The sequence below is a fragment of the Hyphomicrobium sp. CS1BSMeth3 genome (genome assembly GCF_900117415.1).
GTDB lineage: Bacteria > Pseudomonadota > Alphaproteobacteria > Rhizobiales > Hyphomicrobiaceae.
This window is the reverse complement of record NZ_FPEI01000004.1, coordinates 866201-884776: the sequence shown is the minus strand read 5'-3', so window position 1 is coordinate 884776 and position 18576 is coordinate 866201. Positions and strand designations below refer to the sequence as shown.

General features: G+C 58.9%; 14 protein-coding genes. 7 read left to right on the top strand and 7 right to left on the bottom strand.

Translation table 11 applies throughout. The annotated features are described in order from the left end of the window. Window positions 1–60: 60 nt before the first annotated feature. Window positions 61–2115: an SEC-C metal-binding domain-containing protein gene (locus tag CS1BSM3_RS28550; RefSeq protein ID WP_174263652.1), complete on the top strand. Its 2055-nt coding sequence runs from the start codon at window positions 61–63 to the stop codon at window positions 2113–2115. A gap of 278 nt (window positions 2116–2393) precedes the next feature. On the opposite strand, the gene CS1BSM3_RS08410 is transcribed toward CS1BSM3_RS28550, so the two are convergent. From CS1BSM3_RS08410 to CS1BSM3_RS08395, 4 genes are all read right to left on the bottom strand, one after another. Then, window positions 2394–6281, bottom strand: coding sequence for an nSTAND3 domain-containing NTPase (locus CS1BSM3_RS08410; protein ID WP_143149108.1), 3888 nt, complete (start codon window positions 6279–6281; stop codon window positions 2394–2396). A 193-nt stretch (window positions 6282–6474) separates the two neighbouring features. Beyond that, window positions 6475–7092 carry a hypothetical protein gene (locus CS1BSM3_RS08405; protein WP_072386535.1) on the bottom strand — a complete coding sequence of 206 codons (618 nt, stop codon included), beginning with the start codon at window positions 7090–7092 and terminating at the stop codon, window positions 6475–6477. Window positions 7093–7234: 142 nt separating this feature from the next. Next, entirely contained in the window at window positions 7235–8494 is a 1260-nt protein-coding gene (locus CS1BSM3_RS08400; protein ID WP_072386534.1) for a three-Cys-motif partner protein TcmP, read from the bottom strand. A 29-nt stretch (window positions 8495–8523) separates the two neighbouring features. Next, window positions 8524–9306: a phage Gp37/Gp68 family protein gene (locus CS1BSM3_RS08395; RefSeq protein ID WP_072386533.1), complete on the bottom strand. Its 783-nt coding sequence runs from the start codon at window positions 9304–9306 to the stop codon at window positions 8524–8526. 194 nt (window positions 9307–9500) lie between these two features. On the opposite strand from CS1BSM3_RS08395, the gene CS1BSM3_RS08390 reads away from it, so the two are divergent. The 4 genes from CS1BSM3_RS08390 (at window position 9501) to CS1BSM3_RS08375 (ending at window position 12084) form a co-directional block, all read left to right on the top strand. Continuing rightward, window positions 9501–10478 carry a hypothetical protein gene (locus CS1BSM3_RS08390; RefSeq protein WP_072386532.1) on the top strand — a complete coding sequence of 326 codons (978 nt, stop codon included), beginning with the start codon at window positions 9501–9503 and terminating at the stop codon, window positions 10476–10478. A 311-nt stretch (window positions 10479–10789) separates the two neighbouring features. Continuing rightward, the gene (locus tag CS1BSM3_RS08385; protein ID WP_072386531.1) at window positions 10790–11287 is read left to right on the top strand and encodes a GFA family protein; all 498 of its coding nucleotides are present in this window, start codon (window positions 10790–10792) and stop codon (window positions 11285–11287) included. 60 nt (window positions 11288–11347) lie between these two features. Then, on the top strand, window positions 11348–11710 hold the full coding sequence (locus CS1BSM3_RS08380) for a YciI family protein (RefSeq protein ID WP_072386530.1): 363 nt from the start codon (window positions 11348–11350) through the stop codon (window positions 11708–11710). Continuing rightward, window positions 11707–12084 carry a DUF2200 domain-containing protein gene (locus CS1BSM3_RS08375; protein WP_072386529.1) on the top strand — a complete coding sequence of 126 codons (378 nt, stop codon included), beginning with the start codon at window positions 11707–11709 and terminating at the stop codon, window positions 12082–12084. The genes CS1BSM3_RS08380 and CS1BSM3_RS08375 overlap by 4 nt, the downstream gene beginning before the upstream one ends. 295 nt (window positions 12085–12379) lie before the next feature. Here CS1BSM3_RS08375 and CS1BSM3_RS08370 read toward each other — a convergent pair whose 3' ends face one another. Continuing rightward, window positions 12380–12913, bottom strand: a complete 534-nt coding sequence (locus CS1BSM3_RS08370) for an isochorismatase family protein (protein WP_083528437.1) — start codon at window positions 12911–12913, stop codon at window positions 12380–12382. A gap of 262 nt (window positions 12914–13175) precedes the next feature. Continuing rightward, window positions 13176–13781 (bottom strand): HD domain-containing protein, encoded by a 606-nt coding sequence (locus tag CS1BSM3_RS08365; RefSeq protein ID WP_072386528.1) that lies wholly within the window; start codon window positions 13779–13781, stop codon window positions 13176–13178. Window positions 13782–14050: 269 nt separating this feature from the next. Here CS1BSM3_RS08365 and CS1BSM3_RS08360 point away from each other — a divergent pair, with 269 nt between their 5' ends. Both CS1BSM3_RS08360 and CS1BSM3_RS08355 read left to right on the top strand, forming a co-directional pair. Next, window positions 14051–15112, top strand: coding sequence for a serine hydrolase domain-containing protein (locus CS1BSM3_RS08360; protein WP_072386527.1), 1062 nt, complete (start codon window positions 14051–14053; stop codon window positions 15110–15112). A gap of 256 nt (window positions 15113–15368) precedes the next feature. After that, the gene (locus CS1BSM3_RS08355) at window positions 15369–17057 is read left to right on the top strand and encodes a hypothetical protein (protein WP_072386526.1); all 1689 of its coding nucleotides are present in this window, start codon (window positions 15369–15371) and stop codon (window positions 17055–17057) included. Between the two features lie 226 nt (window positions 17058–17283). Here CS1BSM3_RS08355 and CS1BSM3_RS08350 read toward each other — a convergent pair whose 3' ends face one another. Beyond that, entirely contained in the window at window positions 17284–18558 is a 1275-nt protein-coding gene (locus CS1BSM3_RS08350; RefSeq protein ID WP_072386525.1) for an alkaline phosphatase family protein, read from the bottom strand. Window positions 18559–18576: the final 18 nt, after the last annotated feature.

Here is an 18576-nt window from a genome sequence, read left to right as displayed (position 1 = left end):
CAGGAGCTTGCAGCCCTCTGCGCGTCTCCGGGCTACGTTCACGCGCTAGCGGGTCTTTGCTTGCGCGACAACTTCGTGCGCTACGGCCGTGAGATCAAGACGGCCGACATGGAGCACATGTTCTCCCGGTCGCGGCTTATCAGAACAGAGATAATGACGCTGCTCGGTCTGATGGTGCGCCAACCGGTTGACTATGCGCACCCTGGCATCGCCGAGATCGACCGCCTGATATCCGAGAGTGATCGGCTGCTGGCGAAGCTGCACGAGAACCTGTCGTCAGCAATGTTCGCCGACATGTTCGATGTGTCGGATGGCACACTGATCGTCAATCCGGAGAAATCGGGAAATGCACTGCGCGAACCGATCTTCTATGGCGGAGAGTCCGCATACGGCTTTCAGTATCGCGAGTTCGCTCGCTGCAAGTATGCCAGGGACGACGACTGGCTGTTGGCGAACAAGGGCTTCCGCATCGCCGACGCATGCGACGTCGTGGCAGCCGTCGCACGGCTTCAGGATCAGAAGGCTCTTGCCACATTCAAATCGCTCCGGACATCGGCGCCGGAGCAGTGGACGATGTTGCCCGGTTTCACGATCACACCGGACGAGCTTGCCGCACTCTGCGCGCTCGACCCATCGGTTGTCGATCGTGTTCTTGCGGCGTTCTGTCTGCCGCCAGGCAACCTCAACGCAAGCTTCACCACGCTCAATGACTACAATGCCGTGAACGGTACGCCACTGCTGTGTCCTGCGCCGCAGCAGTATGTTCTGTTCCACCAGTATTCATTGTTCGAGGCACTCTACGACGCACCGTTCTACTGGATGGGCGCCGACAAGAAGTACGCCCCGACCGCCTTTAAGCATAGAGGACACTTTACCGAGCAGCTAGCCTTCGAGCGGTTGAAGGTGATCTTCGGTGAGCACGCACACGTCAATGTCGATGTGTGGAAGAGGAAGGGCGGCGACAAGCTCGGCGAGATCGACTGCCTAGTGCTGTTCGGCGACCGCGCCGTCGTGCTGCAGGCAAAGTCCAAGAAGCTCACCCTCGAGGCGCGCAAAGGTAATGATCAGCGGATCAAGCAGGATTTCGGCAAGGCGGTTCAGGAAGCGTACGACCAGGCCCTGCTGTGCGCATCAGAAATTGCGGCGGGCTCGCCGCTGCTGACGGACGCTGACGGCAATCCTATTGCCATCGAGCATTCACCGAGGATCATTTATCCCGTCTGCCTCGTCTCGGACCACTATCCGGCGCTCGCAGCGCAGGCGCAGGAGTTGCTCAGGGAGCATCCCACGAACGTCATCAGTGCAGCACTCGTCATTGACGTCTTCGCTCTCGACGCGATGACCGAGATGCTGGCCGCGCCGCTCCACATGCTGAGCTATATCGACCTTAGAGCCCGGTTCAGCTCGAAGATCACGGCGATGCATGAGCACATGATGCTGTCGTACCACCTGAAGCGCAATCTTTGGGTCGACGACGAGTATGACAGCATGTCACTCGAGGACAACATCGCCGCCGATCTCGACATCGCCATGGCGGTACGCCGTGAGGGGCTGCCGGGGCGCCGAACACCGGTCGGCATCCTGACCCGGTTGGTCAACACTCCGGTTGGCAAGATTGTTGCCGAGATCGAGGCCCGGGCCGACCCGTCGACGATCGGCCTCGGGCTGCTATTGGTTCAGATGAACGAGCGATCTGCCGACGACCTCAACAGGGGCATCCGTCTCGCCTTAAACGCTGCCGCACGCGATGGAAGAAACCACGACATCACGCTGGGATTCGGTACGGCGTCGAGCGGCATCACCATCCACTGCAATCCGGCGCCTGACCCGGAGGCCGCGGAGGCGTTGCGCCGACACTGCGAGGCGCGCAAGTACTCCAGCAAGGCTCGAACGTGGTTCGGGCTGGTGCTCCGGCCCGACACCGGAACGACGCGCTTCGGCCTGCAGCTCGACTTCCCTTGGAGCTCCGACCCGCACATGGACGCGGTCGTCCGGCATCTGCCACAGGGAAAGAAGGACATCAGGCTTCGCCCACTGGCTCGGCACAAGCCAGGTCGCAACGATCCCTGCCCCTGCGGTAGCGGAAGAAAATATAAGCGATGCTGCATGGCCTGAAGTGACGCGAGAAATCGATCTCTGATCACTGACACAATGCGTAACATAGCGGACTTGGCTGGCGGTGCTCGCTGCGCCGTAGATCGTGGAGTGTCCAAGGTCTGCAAGTGGGATTTTGGTAAGACACCGGATCGAAGTCGCGTCGCAGTCCTCACTGCGAAGCGCATTGGGAGTGTCAGCCAAGAGATATTGGATGAGCCACGATGCAGGAATGCGCTGGACTTATCGGCGACCCAGCACGAAAGCGTGAGCCAGTCAGCACATTCCGGATAGGACGGCTACGGCTTGGCGGGCTTCAAATGCGGTAGCACCTGGGCCACTGCAGCCGGACTACCTAAGTCATCGAGTGCGTCGTTGGCGACAATGCCGGTGTGAGCACCGAGCGCCCATGCGGCCGCAATGTGTCCGCGCGGCAGAAACTTCGCGACACGGCCAGCCGCCGATGGATCACGGCCATTGAGCTTCCAGATCATGAGCACCAGAAATACGCGCCGTTCGGCGCTCGTCGACAGCCTCTGAGCTGCCGCATCGACACTCATCATATCGCCACGCAGGGACAGCAAAACGGCCAGCATGGATGCAACAGATTCTGTCCGGGAGATCAGCAAATCAGGGATAATCCGGGCCACCAATTCGTGGGGTAGAGCATCACTTACGACAACCAGTGCGTTTGCGGCTGCACGCCTTATTGCCAAGCGCCCTGGTAAGAGAGCGAGATCGAGAATACGATCTTGCATGTCCCTGCCACCGAAGCGCACAAGCTCCGTAAGAAGACCGGCCCTCAATCTTGGATCGTCACTTTCTGTTGCGACATGAAGAAGCGCCTGAGCAACTGGAGCGGGCAAAGGTCCGATTTTTGCGAGAGCATTTACTGCAGCTTGTGCGATGGGATAGTGCTGGTTTTCGTGCTCATAGCTGGCATGTCTCGACCAAGTGTCCTTCGCCATTTCGACGAGCGTCGGCAGATGGTCGACGTGTGGCATGCGATCGAGCAATGCGACCAGAACCTTGCGCATTGGGCTGCCCTTTATGTTGACCAAGGACAGGATGTGGGCTGGCAATGGAGCGGACAGTGAGGTCGCAACGGCTTCGAGGGCCCGAGCGCTAACGTGGGCAAAGCGATGCGTCAGGGCCGCTTGGATCTCGGGGCCCATCTCGTGCCGGATGGCTGCTTCGATGGCGGTCACCGCGGCATCCCTGTCATCAGAATGCTCCAGGATCCAGCGGACGTCGTCCTCAATTGGCAGCTCAAGATGCTTGTCCAATAGCACTCGGAAACATCGCAGCTCTTCGTCAACAGGAGCGATCGATGCCAAGAGTTGCCGCCCTTCAGATCCAAGGCTTGGAACTCCGTTCGCTTCGAGCGTGAGGGCGGCTCCACTGATGTCGCTATACGGGCTCGGCAGTGTCGTCATCGCCACTTTGACCGCCGCAACAGCGCCATGTGCCTCCATGCCTTGACTTCGTTTGAGCAGGCTCGCGAGATCAAGTGCCAATTGAACAAGACGAGACCGACTATCGTCACGAACGAAGCGATCGACAATGTCTGCGATATCGTCGGTCGCGCATGCGACAAGGCAGCTTAGCGCGGCGAGTCGAATGTCCTTAGATGCATGCCCCGCGATTGTTCTATCCTTCAGCGGGCTCCGGAACTGGGGGTCCCAATGTTTCTCCAGTAGCGGCCAGAGGTCATCTTCATCGTTTGTGCCATATCCAGAGGCAAAAGCCCCCGCGATCTCCTCAGGGAGAGGCTTCGGCTTCTCGCCATTTCTCAAAGCCCGGAACCAATACCAGCGCAGTCGGGCTATATGGCGATGCTGAGCGAGTGCTTGCCAGCCGCGGCGGCGTCGGATCGCGCCCGCATACGCCTTAAGGTACTCGCGGGCGGTGTATCCACTATCGTCGGCGAGATGCTCTGCGTAGTCATCGCTATACTCTTCATTGACGATCGCGAGCCATGTTTCGCTGCCCCGCTGCCCATCGCCGTGAGCGGGATCGAGCACATCAACTGCCACGTCAACCACCGCTTCAAAGCCATCCAAGTCCTTCAAGGCGCCGTGCAGAATTGCTTCCGTGGCGTTGGAAACTCCGTAGTGCGCAGCCTCTGCGGCAGCAGCGAGGAATGCTGCGGATAGATTCGGAGCGAGCCGCTCCACGTCCTGTGCAAATGCCTTGCCGTAGTTGTGGCGATCGCTTGGCAATACCTCGCGAATGAAGGACTCGAGTAACGGCTTGGTGGCCGGGTCCGCCTTGATGCGGGCGTACCAGTCATCTCCGTGCTCTGGCTTTCCCCAGGTTAAGAAAGCCGGGAAGGATTTGTCCGGCCGATGCAGAATATACCGCGCGATTTCAGACACGTTGCAATCGGCGGATCCCGCGGCTGCCGCCAGTGCCAAATACGCTTCCAATTCCCTGCCTGCCGTTTGCAGCGCGTTGGCAAGCCAATTATCAATCTTGGCCTGCGCTTTCGGGGACGGCTTGGGTTTGAGATCTGCACTTTGATCGGCAGCAGCGACCAGGCGCGCCGCAGCCGAGACGCCCCACGCCTCGTCGGGACCGTCCGGCGACATCAGGACGTCGATCAAGTGGCGCAGCGTTCGGCGCGTGGGGGCGTCATGCTTTTCCAGAGTCCGCTCGATTCCTGCCTCCACCCGAGGGTGGTAGTAGGTGATGACCTCAGCCGACTGTCGCAGATTGCGTGCCGCAACAAAGAAAGAAACGAGCCGGCGAACTCCGTTGCTCATTTCAGGGTCGCGATCAATCAGACCCTCTTCGAGCGTGCGCAATACCCCCAGAGAAAGCTTGTCGCTAGCCTTCAACATCCCCCATATGACGGCTGCCGCGCGCACGTCGTTGCGCTGCTCGATTTGGTCGATGACAGTCCGCTCGATGGACGTTTCGTGGGCGCGCGCTATGGCCGTCCTGATGAAGCCGGGCGGATTGTTGAGTTCCGTGCGATCGAGAGTGGTCAGCGCGTCAAAGAATTTTTGAATTTCGAGCGGTGTTGCCAGCTCGTCGAGAACCCGCTTTTCGCTTTGCTTTGCCAGGAGTTGCAGCGCGCGTGGGAGATCGGCAATGCGTGCTTGGTAGAGCCGGCTGCGCTCGCGCTTTCCGTAGTGCTCCGCCTCGAGCGCGACGATCCACGGCTTCACGTCCTTCAGGATATCCGCACTGTTGGCGACATCGAGTCGGGAGGTAGCGATGATCATGCGGTCAGCGCGAGCACCGGCCAGGAGACCGGCGACTTGGTCGTTCCACGGCCGGCTGTTGGGATCGAAATCGAAGCGGCCCCAAGGATCCTCGATGTCATAAAGTACCGGCGGCGGTGTTTGATCGTTCCGCAGCTGATGGGGGCCATGGGTGATCTGGACATGGGCTAGCCCAGGGATCTCTTTGCGCAGCTCCTCGAAGAGCTTCTTGGTCGCTAGGGTTTTGCCGGTGCCGGATTGCCCGATGATTAGTGCCGCATGGCGTTCGGCGATCCTTGAGCGCAGCTCGTGCCAGTTGGTGGGATGAACGTAGCGGGCAAGCTCTGGTGAGCTTGCTAAGTAGCCATCGTGCACCGTGATCAGATGCTCCAATTCGGAACGCAGCCAGCGTCCTCCCCCTCCACCCAAGATCCGCACGCGCGCTTCCTCGCGCAGCTTCGTCCAACAGGCCTGCCATCGGGCATTGGGAACGCGGAAGCTCTCCGTGAGCAAACGCTTGATTTCTGATTTGAGGCGAGCCTCATCCTGGCTGCCGATGACTGCAACCCGTCCCGTGGCATCACAAGATATCAGCGGTGCGATGCTTTTCGGCAGAGGCGCCTTCGGCCAGACACCTGCGCTGTGCACGCCGAGATCGCGCGTCAAGCCGTTCAGTGCGGCGCTGGTCACGAGTAAATATTTGGTCGTTGGATTCGCTAAACGTTTGGCTGCCGATTGACGGCTCTCGCCACCATGGACCAGCAGGTTTTTGAGGCCGTTGACTGTCCAAGCGTCGCCTCTCCGAAGCTTGGCTTGAACGACGAGCTGGTAGTCACCCATCGTTACCTGGCCGGTGATTGAGCCCGGCTCGTATTCTCGGAGCTCAGCCTCAAGATCCTCTTCGCTCGCTGGCTCGAGGACCACTTCATCGGCCAGCTTCGCCTCAAGCAATAGATCCAAGGTAAGCCAGACCGACACATCGATCTGATACTCGTATCCGGCGACTGCCTCGCCACCCGATCCGCCCGCTGCTCGTTTGGCCTGTCTTGCCACGCTCTTGAACCCGCTCGTTTTGAGCTCGCTTTTACCCAGTCGGGCGTCTCAACCCGCCAGGACAGATCTGTGCGTCTGGGCTGGCAGGCTCTTGCACGAGACCAAGCCTATTGCCGTGTCAGTCCACGCCGCAGAGCGCATTCATCTTCTTCTTGAAATTTTGCCGAGCAACGACGGCGTTCACATCCAACAGCCCAGCAAGATAGACTTCAAATTCCTCTTTGAGGCCGTTGTGCAGAGCAGTGCGATTGATCCTAAGGCTGCCGGCACGCCCGAAGGCGAACGCATTGCCGGATATGCCGACGAGCAGTCCGCCGCCGGTGGCGCCACTGTGGAGCAGGGCGCATCGGCAATCCGTATAGACGAGCTTGGCGAGCGCGAGGGCGTCGGCGCCCCTCGGCAAGGCCACCTTGAAAAGCGACCATCCTGTGAGAAACTCAACGAAGAGTTCCTTGCTCCTCCCGCTATGATTCACGATACCGCGGCGGAAGCCCTGGATCGTTTCGATCACCAAACAATCGAGGGCAAGTATGGCGAAGCCAAATGTTTGGTTGCAGCCCTCTTGAAGGCCAACCAGCGTATCGACAGGTGCGAAAAATCTCCCGTTGATGCGATTCCTGAACATCTCCACTGCGCGCTGCCAATCAGCCGAGTCCGGCTTCTCTTCATCCAGCCGGAGCCGCTTCCAATCCTTGGACGAATAGCCGGGCGCAATCCTGTAGGTCGCAGCGTCCATATCTCCCCCTTTGGAGCTCTCGTTCAGTCGAGAAACCAAGGCGCCAGAACGAGCATAAGTCGTTGCGGCAGAGTCGGCCTGTACACGTGGATGTTTCCCCTTGTTTCTGTGGATTTGTGTTCGGCAGAATGCCGCTATACGCCTATTTGCTGTTGTGCCCAGTTCGCCCAAACATTGGGAAGAAGCTTCTCTGATTTTTTAGCCGAATGGTATCACCAATGGTGATCGTGTTGGCTCGGCGTCGCTCGCCACCTGTGGGAGTGATGACTTCCATATCCGGGTGATCGGCGATGGCTGCGTGGATATCATCAGAGTGGGCAGGCGTAACATTGTAGACAGCTTGGTAAAACTCCTCGACCGAGATGACATCGCCGCGTGCAGAGACCAGCCGCGGAATGTCGTCGAGCAGTTGGGTCATTGAACGCTGCCGGCTCGGCCCATCGAATAGGAAGAGATCCGGGGCATCATGGCGCGGATCGTAGACAAGCATGTCGAGCCCGGAACGCCCGAAGTGTGCTTGCATAGAGCTATTGTCGTGCAGAACGTTGTTGTAGACTTGCCGGGCGCGGGGAGAGTTAGCGAAGTGGATGAGCCAATAGCGCCAGCCCTCGGGATTGTTGATAGAGAACGGGCTAACGAAAGGCGCGCACCCCTTAAACACATCGAACACAATTCGTTCGGCAGCTCCAAGCCATTCTTGCCTGCTCAACATGGCGCTCTGAAGGGAGATAATCTGCTCCGGCGCGATGCCAAGAGGCGAGAGCTGGGCCTGCAAGATCGCCGGTTTCGATGTGTTGAGGAAGTTGACCAGAGTGTCGATGACGAACGTGTAGAAGATCTCGGCGGAGCGGAAAGATAGAAGGATGTCGGTCAGCGTGGGTGTGGCGACGTGAGTGTGACCGCATTGATCGAGATTGAATAGCACATTGGAGAATTGACCCCGACGCAACAGCGCCTTGATGTCGGGGTAGACGTTCTCGAACGTATCGTTGCGATACTCGACGCGCAGATGAAGGCGCGAACAGGACGATTTGATCTGGGCTTCCAGGGGGGCAACGACCTGCTTCAAGGCCGCGATGGCAGCGACGTCTCGATCGTTGAAGATGAGCAGCGCCTCGACGTCTAGCGTCGCCATGCCGTTCGTGGCGCGCGTGACGTTGAGCGCTTCGACCACGCGCTCGAGCTCCTGGATAAAGATGATGGGGGAGCCAGGAGTTCCGCACGCATAACGCCCGCCACCTGCGAAGGCGTCAACGACGGCGAGGCGAAATTTCGACTGCTGGGGCAACCGGCAGCGAACATGCAAATAGTCCGAGAAATACTCGCGCACGATCTTGTGCTTGCGATGCGAGTGCTCGGCAAGCTCGGCTCCGTCCGACCAGTTATATGGCTTCTCGGTCATGGGACTACCATTGGCCTGCGGGATGGCGTTCAGTCAGCAGTGGCGGCCGGTAGGGGCATTTGATTCCATATCTTGCCGCGATATTCACGGCCGTTAGCCTTCTTCGACCGACGCTTCGCGTCCTTTCCCCAGGCTCCCCACTGTTTGAAGAAGAACGCGGTGTCGCTTGCCACACACTGCTCATAGATGGCGTCGATCCATTCCTCGCGGATGGGGCGCGCCCCGCGACCGCTCTCTCCCCCCACTATTGCCCAGTGGATGCTCTTCAAATTGACTTTGCCAACCGGCCCGATAAGCGGTTCGAAGGAGATGAAGCGGATGGTAGCCGGCGCGCGGCGAAGATGGCCGATACGATCGACCACTTCCGCGTTCTCGACGCTGGTACCGAGCCAAACATTGGGCAGCACATGCCGAATGCGTTGTTTCACGAATTGCGCCATCCGCTCGGGGCGCTTGGTGAGAATTTGGTACTGGTGTCGAGGCGTCTCCCTCATGACCCGCCAGACTGCCTCAATGAATCGATCACTGACCAGCTCATGGAACAGATCGCTCATGGAATTGACGAAAATCGTCCGGGGCTTTTTCCACGCGTAGGGAATGGTAAGCGCTGCGTGGTCTTCTCTGACGACGCCATTCCAGACCACGCGCTTGCCTGATTGGCGCGTCAGCCCCTCGTACTTGTCGACGCCCATCGCTTCCAGGCGCCGCGCCAATGCCATGGCGTAGCAGTTAGTGCATCCCTTCGACACGATCGAGCATCCCGCCACTGGATTCCAGGTCGCATCAGTCCATTCGATCTCCGTGGTCGCCATGCCGACGAGCGCTCCGACATCTAAATCGGAAAGGATTTCCGATAGAACGAATCAGGAATATCATAGCTATCGCAATCGCGCGCGCCAAAGGTGATCTTCGATGATGGGAGCGATGCTCGTATGTGCCTTCCAGACATGGGGACGCTGGTTTCAGCGGTGGCCCTTTAAGTCCTGTGAGATAGGCGACGCTACCAATGGCAGACCCTGGAGAAGACGAGCTTGCTCCTCGCCAGTCGCGTAATCTGCTAGGTGCTTTGCAGGAGATATTGGCTGATGCGCTGATCGATGCGCGCCGCCTACACTCACAACGAGGCGAGACCCACCTTTCGATCGGCGATTTCGGCGGTCTACATACTGGGGCGCAGTTCTATACGTACGCCTTTCTTCATCTCGACTTGGAGCGAAACGCGAGGTGGCGTTGGCTGCAACAGTCACTGCGGAGCTCGGAGCAGCTCGGCCGTCGAAGAATGTCGTTCAAGTCGTTGAACGACAAGGTGCGCCAACGCGTACTGCCTCAGTTTCTTCGAGCAGTAGACGAGATCGAGGGTTCGCTCGTTGTCTTCGCGATTGCCAAAAACTTCGGACCTCTTTCAGCGGCGACAGCGAAATCGGGATCGGCGCTCTCGTCCTGGAAGCTCAGCGTTCATGAGCACCTGACACGAATTTTGTACCTGGCGGCCTTGTGCGTAAGAGAAACGAGCAGCCATGGCCAGAACGTATACTGGATTGTGGATCAGGACGAGATAGCGTCCAACGAGCGTCAGCTCACAGAGCTCACTAAGCTCTTTGGGAATGTCTATTCGAACTTGGCCGCCCACGATCTCGGTCATATTCGCGTTGGGACAACCCAGAGCGACGATGGCACGCTCTTCATTGAAGACAGCGCGGCCATCGCAGACCTCGCAGCCGGAGCGACATGCGAGTTGATCACCGCTTTGACAAACGTTTCGTCACTGCCGGTCAGGGGCATTGTGAACCGGCTGCCACGAACGATCACGCCCAAAACGCAGCGATTGGCATTTTGGCTCGCGGCACCTTCCCCGTCGTTGCGCAAGATTGTCATTGTGCTCGACGATCCGAAGCGGTCGGGCGGTGGTCGCGCAACGCAGTTGAACCTTATGCCAATATTTGACCTAATTGAACAAGCTGGCTCGTATCCGAAACAACGGTAGCTGGCCTCACTTCGAGAAGACGGGTTATTGCGTCCACTGACGCTGTCCAAGCTCGTCACATGACCTCATTCTCCAATTCAACGCCGCTCATGCTTTAAGAGCGGACCTTGGGCGAGCGCCGCTGCCAACCGATGTCAGTCACTGGGCTACGTTAGCTACTTGGGATGTCGCGTCTGCCCCCGATAGGGACAGTGTCCATCGGCGCAGTCGAAGCGTTGACGGGTGCGCCCGCCAGTGCCTGGTTATGTATAGCTGGGCCATTCGCGCCGCCATGGCGCTAGTCCTTCCAGAGGTGTGACATGAGCCGGGTTATGTTGAAGGCGTTCGGCAAGGCGCCAGCAGGCATCGCCACGGGGCAGTGCTTGTGCGGCAAGGTGCAGGTCGAGATCACGATTCCAGCGTTCTGGGCGTGGCATGACCATTCGCGGGCCAGCCGGCGCGCGCATGGCGCCGCCTACGCGACGTATGTCGGCTGCTGGCGCAGCCGTTTCCGCGTGGCCAAGGGCGAGAGCCAGCTTACCCGCTTCAAAGACGAGGCGACCGGGGACACGCGCGCATTCTGCTCCCGCTGCGGCACCCCCGTTGCGTATACGCGCGGGCGGTCATCGAAGATGGTGAATATACCGCGCGCCTTGTTCGACGGCCGGACTGGTCGCGAACTGCTCTATCACGTCGCCATCGAGGACTCGCCGGAATGGGCCTATCGCTACGAAAGGCTGCGCCCCTTAAAAGGGTATCCGGGCGTCATGTGGACTGGACCGAAACGGCGCAAACGTCCCACGGCGCCCGACATGCCCTTCGAGCCGTGAGATGCGAGCGTTGCTGGCACCTTGCTATGATGGGCATCCCACCAAGTCCGGAGCACGCCCATGCCTCGCTTCGTCGCCGTCTACACCATGAAGCCGGAAGACGTCGCCGCCTTCCGCAAGCGCCCCAAATCCGAGCAGGAAGCAATCGACAAGGTCGGCTTGAAGGCGTGGGAGGCGTGGAGCAAGCGCAATGCCGTCGCCATCGTGGCGACCGACGTCATGGTGGGCAAGACCAGGCGCGTCACCAAATCCGGCATCGCCGATGCGCAGAACCAGATCGCGGGCTTTCTGATCGTCGAAGCCGCCGACATCACCGCCGCCGCCGACCTCTTCCAGGACCATCCGCACATCACCATCTTCCCCGGCGACGGTATCGACGTCATGCCTGTCGTCACAGGGCCACCAGAGGACGAGCCGCCATGAAGCAAGCAACAGCCAGGGCCGCCGCTAACTGGCGCCGCGTCTATGCCATGCCCGTTGCGAGCGTCTATCCTTCCTATATTGCCAAGGCGGAGAAGAAGGGCCGCACCCGGGCCGAGGTCGACGAGATCTTCCGCTGGCTCACCGGCCACAGCCAGGCCTCGCTGGAAGCCGAGCTTGCGAAGAAGACGAGCTTCGAGGATTTCTTCGCGCACGCGCCGCAGATGAACCCGTCTCGATCTCTGATCACCGGCGTCGTATGCGGCGTCCGCGTGGAGGAGATTGAGGAGCCGGTGATGCGCGAGATCCGCTCCCTCGACAAGCTCATCGACGAGCTCGCCAAGGGCAAGGCTATGGAAAAGATCCTTCGCAAATAGCCTCGCGCGCGGTGGATTGCGGGGGCCTTTTCCGCCGAAGCCCTTCGAGAGCGGACACGCCATTCTTACGATACGACGGCGTCGAGTCAGCCTCCTTCGATGTCTGCTTCTGTATACGTGCACCGATCCGCGCGAAACAGATCTACGTGGACCGAATGTCGGTTACTGGCCCATCGCGACGTTGGCACTCGTTGTCGGTGGTGTCCGTTCGTGGAGGTTGAGCAGAAGCTGCCGTCCACTGTCCGCGCCGACGCCGATGACCCACAACGGCTATCTTGCAGCACTTGCAGCCGCGCTACTCGACGAGGAGCTCGCTTGTCGAGACTACGGTGACAGTACGGTTTGTGAGAAGGTCGCTCCAAAGCCAGTTGTGATGTGCGATAATTGCCTTGGCAGGCAAATGGGGCCGATCACTGAGAGTGTGGGCATCACTGACAGCAACGACGTGGTGGTCGTGTGAAACGGTTGATCGGACCGTCGCATCAACACAGAAGTCCGTTGCCCAACCTGCAACCAAAACCCGACGTGGCCGCATTCGAGCAAGCAATTCAGCGAGAGGCGTGCCAACGTAGGGGTCATTCAAGGTTTTCTCCACCACGAGGTCGTCATCGTGGCGGCCCAGTTCTGGAAGGAATTCCCAACCAGGAGTGCCTCTTTCGAAGCCGTCGTTGGCCTTGCCGCAATGCCTGATCCAGACGACTTTGCCTCCGCCCTTTCGTATCATACTCGACAAAGAATTGATGCGATTGATGACGCTAGGCAAGTCGTGGTTGGTTGCGCCATTCAGGAGCCCCACCTGCATGTCGACGACGATCAGTGCGTCCATCATCTCTGCCTTAGCACACAATTATTCTAGCAAGAAACTGCGTTGGCTGCAGTACCTGAGTCCATGTCTCCTTCTGGTCCGACACTGCGTCAGTACTGGCGCGTCCGAACGTCAGCTCATAGTGGCTGAGCAGCCAAGCCAGTCGTACTCAGGGAGCAGCATTGTGACCCGTATCGACCTTTCGCCAATTGCTGCGATTGCGTCCGGTTGTCTGTCGATTGCGTCACTGCCAATCTGAGACATGAGATACGGCCGCACCTCGCAGTTACCCGCCAGATGGTGCCTTGGAAAAATGCTGTTCGACAAGCTTTCGGGCGGCTTCCCACAACATCGTCGATCCTCCCGCAATCGCTGGCCCATACCGCTCGATGACTTGCGTCACACCGACTCCGTTTTCACTCCACGTACCGCCGCCGACCGCCACGTTGAGCAGCAGCGGCTGTAGCCGATCCAATGCCTTAGCGAACCGCGCTTCTGGTGATTGACCGGCCTCGAATTCAAGCCAGATTGAACAAAACTCCGCGGCCTGATCAGACGGCAAGATGCCGAAAATGCGTTCTGCAGCTCGTTGTTCTGCGGCTGCGAGATCGGCTTTCGAACCATTGGCCGCATGGATAGGCGCATCGCCGGCGTCGATTTCTACGATATCGTGCAGCAACAGGAGTTGGATGACGCGAGCTACATCAACTTTCGCATCTGCATGACTACTCAGTGCCAGCGCAAACATTGCGAGATGCCACGAGTGCTCCGCCGAGTTCTCCCGCCTAGCACCATTCGCTAGATGTGATTGGCGGACGATCAATTTCAGTCGGTCAAGTTCCAGCAAGAATTCAAGCTGCTTCTTGAGCGCGTCGCTCTCGGATTTTGGCATTTCAATTAGCCTTGCGGTTGCCGCGCATCCTACCAGACGGCAAAGCCAGTGTCCCGTGTGCTGGCTCTTCGGCCGCGGCTAATAACGGAGGTGCCACATGCTGTTGACCAAGCGGATGCCGGACGCCTGCTCTTCCGCAAGACCGACGGGGCTGACAGTCGAGAAATTAAGGCCGTCATGGCCGCTTGTGGGCCCATTGCGGACATAGCACTCCCGTCAGAAAATCCAGTTCCGCATTCTCTATTCATGGAAGGTCCGGAGGAGCCGCGATGGACTCAGAGGATAACCATCCTGCGAAACTCGACGACGGCTGGCCTGTCGGACATCCCGCAAGGCACGGGTTTGATTCTGCACTTCTTCAGGAGATGCGGCGGCGTGTCGTCGAGGGCAAGCTCGACAACGTCCATGCCATCATTGTCGCGCGTGATGGTGTACTCGTTTACGAGCAGTACGCGGCCGGGCAGGACCAGAACGGCATAGAAGCGGCACAGCATACCACTTTTGATGCGACGACCAAGCATAACGGCAACTCAATGGCGAAGAGCGTGACCTCGCTTCTAGTCGGCATCGCGTTGGAGCGCGGGTGGATCAAAGCACTGAATACGCCGGTTCTTGACTACTTTCCGGAGTATGCCGATCTGGCCACGCCGGAAAGGAGCGCGATCACGCTTCATCATCTACTGACGATGTCGGACGGCCTTGACTGGTCGGAGCTCAAGCCGCCGTTCGATAGCCTCGGGAAGATGCGTGGCGCGAACGACGCGTATCGCTACGTTCTGGAACGGCCGATCAAAGCGCCGCCGGGCCGCACCTTCAACTACAACAGCGGAGCGACCGAGTTAATTGGCGCCGTCCTGCGAAGGGTGAGTGGCAAGTCGATTGATACGCTGGAGAGGGACGAATTATTCGGGCCGCTGGGCATCAACGATGTCGAATGGCATCGCAGATTGCCGGATGGCCAGCCGCAGGCGAGCGGTGCGCTGCGGGCACGTCCGCGCGACTGGGCGAAGCTTGGTCAGCTTGTGCTGAACCGCGGCCTCTGGAATAACCGACAAATTGTCCCGTCGGCCTGGATTGCGGAGTCGATCAAGCCTCACAACAACGGACCAGGATTGTTCCTGTACGGTTATCATTGGTGGCTCGGACGCTCGTTCTGCCGTGGAAGTATCATCGAATGGTTCGGTGCGATGGGATGGGCTGGTCAGCGATTGATGATCGTTCCGGACCTGGGCATCGTTATGCTTGTCCATGCATGGCTGCCGAACAATATGAGTCTTCCAGAGTCCATTTTGCTGAACGAGTTTGTCCTCCCCGCTGCTATGGCTTCTTGATTGGGCGGAGACAGGCAGTTGGTTGCGGTGCGCCTTGCGCTGCGCTGGCTACGTGTGCTCTTGGCCCGCCGCAATAGTGGCAGCCGTTGTCGGTAGTGTCCGTTCGTGGAGGTTGAGCAGAAGCTACTGTAAGCTGCTCGCGCCGACGTTGGTGACCCTGAGCGGAAATTCGCCGCCTATAGTCGTCGGTTTGCGTTCACTTGCCCCCAGAACGAGGGGATTGTTATTTTTTTCTCTTGTTCGGACGAGTCCTCAAATGTCAGACGCCTTGCAAGAGCTAACAGAGTTTGAAAAGCACGCGGATGCCGCTGTCGTCGAACTGCCCGTTTTGCGACAGCCCGTTCGCAGCCTTCTTTCAGCGATCTACTTGGCTGCAGACAGCCGGTACGTTGGGGAACGTTTCAAGCGTAAGAGAGGCCTCATAGACGATGAAGCAGGGACAGCGATCATCACTCGCATGTCCCATGTCATCAACTTACTCGAGCGAGGGACGCGCCAGATCGGCGCCAACATCGATGACGCGCTGAGCGCGCTCGATGTGAGTATGAAAGTCGATATCGAAAACCTATTTGGCTACGGCCATTTTTGCGAGGTCATGCCGCTAGTGCGGCGTGGTGCCTTCAGCGTAGAAAGCACGGCGTCCGGCTTTCGTTTGCATCATCCGAACCGACAGTTCGCTACCCTGGAGGAGAATGACGTTCTTCTTTCGGAGCTGGCCCTACCCCACGATGTCAGGCTTCCACCCCACCCTATCGAAGCCTACAAACGTATGGCGAAGGCCTTGCCGATTGTTCCGGGTGATGACCTCGTCCACGTGCTGCAGGCAGCCTATCACCACTACCTCAACAATGTCCTCGAGCTGCCTCTTATCAGCGCGGAAGCATTCACGGAAAGCTTTGGATTCTCGCGACACGATTTCATCCACCAGCGCGCCGCGCTCATGGCCTACGCGGACTATTGTCTTGGCATAGCCGACGCGGCGGAATTCTTCGCTGCATCTGCCGTGACGAGTCCCCGGAGGCAGAAATACACACAGGAAGTGCTTGAATGGATATCCCCCCTGCTCAAACGTAACCACATGATTGGATTCAATGCAGCCCTTGCTGGCGTAGATCCGGACGTGGCCGAGCAGATCGTCGACACATTCACTCTCGACCTTGACAACCTCGCGCATACGGGCGGCGGAGAAGGATTCTTTCCTCCATTTTTGAAGCTAGATGACGCCTTGCTGTTCTCCCCCCATGCCGTCAAGCGCATGATGCCCGAAAGAAACCTTCTGTACGCACTGCTGCGAACGAACCGCGCCAAGTTTGACGAGGTTGTTTCCCACCACCTTGAACCTGCTTTGCTGGCTGATGCGGTGCAGTGCTTGTCGGCAATACCCGGCGTCGAGATCAAGCAGAACGCGAAGTGGGAGCGCGGGGAGATCGATCTACTGGCGTACCACGAGGCATCGAATTCGGCCCTTCACGTGCAGGCGAAAGCTGCCGTACCACCCCAAGGCGCCCGGATGGTCGCACAAATCGAGTCACGGACCTTGGAAGGCGCCAAACAGATACGCCGCTTTCTGAATCTGAGTGGCAAAGAGAGAGATGCGATCGCATCGGCGGCCATCGGCAGAAAGCTTGATCGTGTCGAGTGGAGCAGCGCGATACTGGTCCGCACATGTCTTGGCACGGAGAAGGCGTGGATCGGCATCTCCGGCTACATCCCGCTGAACCCCGTGTTGCTCCGGGTCGCGCTCAACAAGCTGGTCGAACAAGGCGATTTTTCATTTGTAAAGCTCGATGGGGCCGTGGCTGAGGAATTGGATGCTCTTCGCTCAACTGCCATCAAGGGGTGGAGCAACAAGAGCTTCAGCCTCTTTGGCAAGACAATTGATCTGCCGCTTTTGGACCTGAACTACGCCGCCATTGCAGCCTTTCGCAACCGTGCATTGGCGTGAAGTCGACGTGCGAACCGAGCGGCATCCCGCCAAAAAGAAGTTCAGTCCGCTCGTGGCCCATCGCAACAGCGGCACCTGTTGTCGGTAGTGTCCGTTCGTCGAGGTTGAGCAGAGATGGTCGTTTACAAGCCGGATCAATGCTGATGACCCCATCTCTGCCCTACAATCGAATATTCAGAGAGGATCCGTTTGTCCTCCGATCACGTCGGATTGCTGATTGTCTCGATCACAACCCGTCCATGACGCCGACCACGGTCGCCATTTCATCAATCGACAGTCCACCATGATGGCCAAGAAAGGGGTTCTCGAGCAGTCCAGGCTCGCGCCACCAAACGAAGTGGCCGGGACGCGGCAGCACGAGAACATCGCCGAGACGCCGACGCAGATCGTCGGAAATGGACCGCGGCCCGAACAGGCCCTCGTCGACGGCATCATCCATCGACAGGACTTCGGCCTGCCCCTCCAGCCCATTGCGCAAGGTTTCGACGACCAAATCGCGGAACTCTGGTGCGACGTGCAAAAACATGTCGCGCGGCGAACCGTTCGGCCAAATCGTCCCACCGGTTGAGCTGCGGGTGAGGCAACCCGAGATCTCGGGCCAGCGTTCGTTCACATAGTGGGTCTTGTCATCGATCGCTCGGACATGTCCGTGATCGGCGGTGAAGATGACAAGTGCATCCTTTGCCCGTACATCAGCGAGAAGCGCATCCATCGCGGCCAGAAACGCAATGACCTCGGCGTCATGCACTGGCGAACCCGGACCATGGATGTGCGCGGCAAGGTCCAATCCGCCCCAATAAAGATTGATCAGGGCCGCATCGCCTGTGCTCGATGTTTCATCGAGCGCGTCCCGCAGGTGCGTTAGCGCCTCCGGCCATGAACGGTGTCCGCGAACCTCCGCTCCCGCGCTGACGACGCGATTGTACGGCCCATCTATGTAGTTGCGATGACCGAGCTGGATCGAGCGCACGCCATGCCGGGCGAGGCGATGATACGCCGTTTCGCGTCCGACGATCATCTCGCCAATGTCATAGCCTTTGCGCAGGCACGAGATGCTGTCGCGGCCGAGCGTGGCGAAGGCCAGCGACTGGATCGTTTCACCGTAGGTCGGGACGTAGAGGTTCCATTCGTAGACAGCATGCTGTGCTGGCAGCACGCCGAGGTGCAGGGTTGTTACGGAAGCAGCAGTCGTGGATGGAAACAGTGCTGAAACCGGCGTCAACACACCGTGCTCGACGACCCGGCGCAACAGCACTGAGCGATCCCAGTAACGTTCCCAGAATCGCCAACCGAAACTGTCGATGAAGAACAGGATGACGCGTCTTGGCTTCGGATAGTCGCCCCCGAAGCAATCGGCCGCCAGCAAAGGACCGATCCGCTCTCCGGTCAATAGGAAGTGCAAGGTCGCCGGCAGCAGCGCAAACGAATAGCCGTCGTAAATCGGCCGCACGAGCCCTTTGCTGAACGGCTCGAATTGGCGAAGCGTGTGGTTATTGATCATGTTCGAAAGAGATATGGT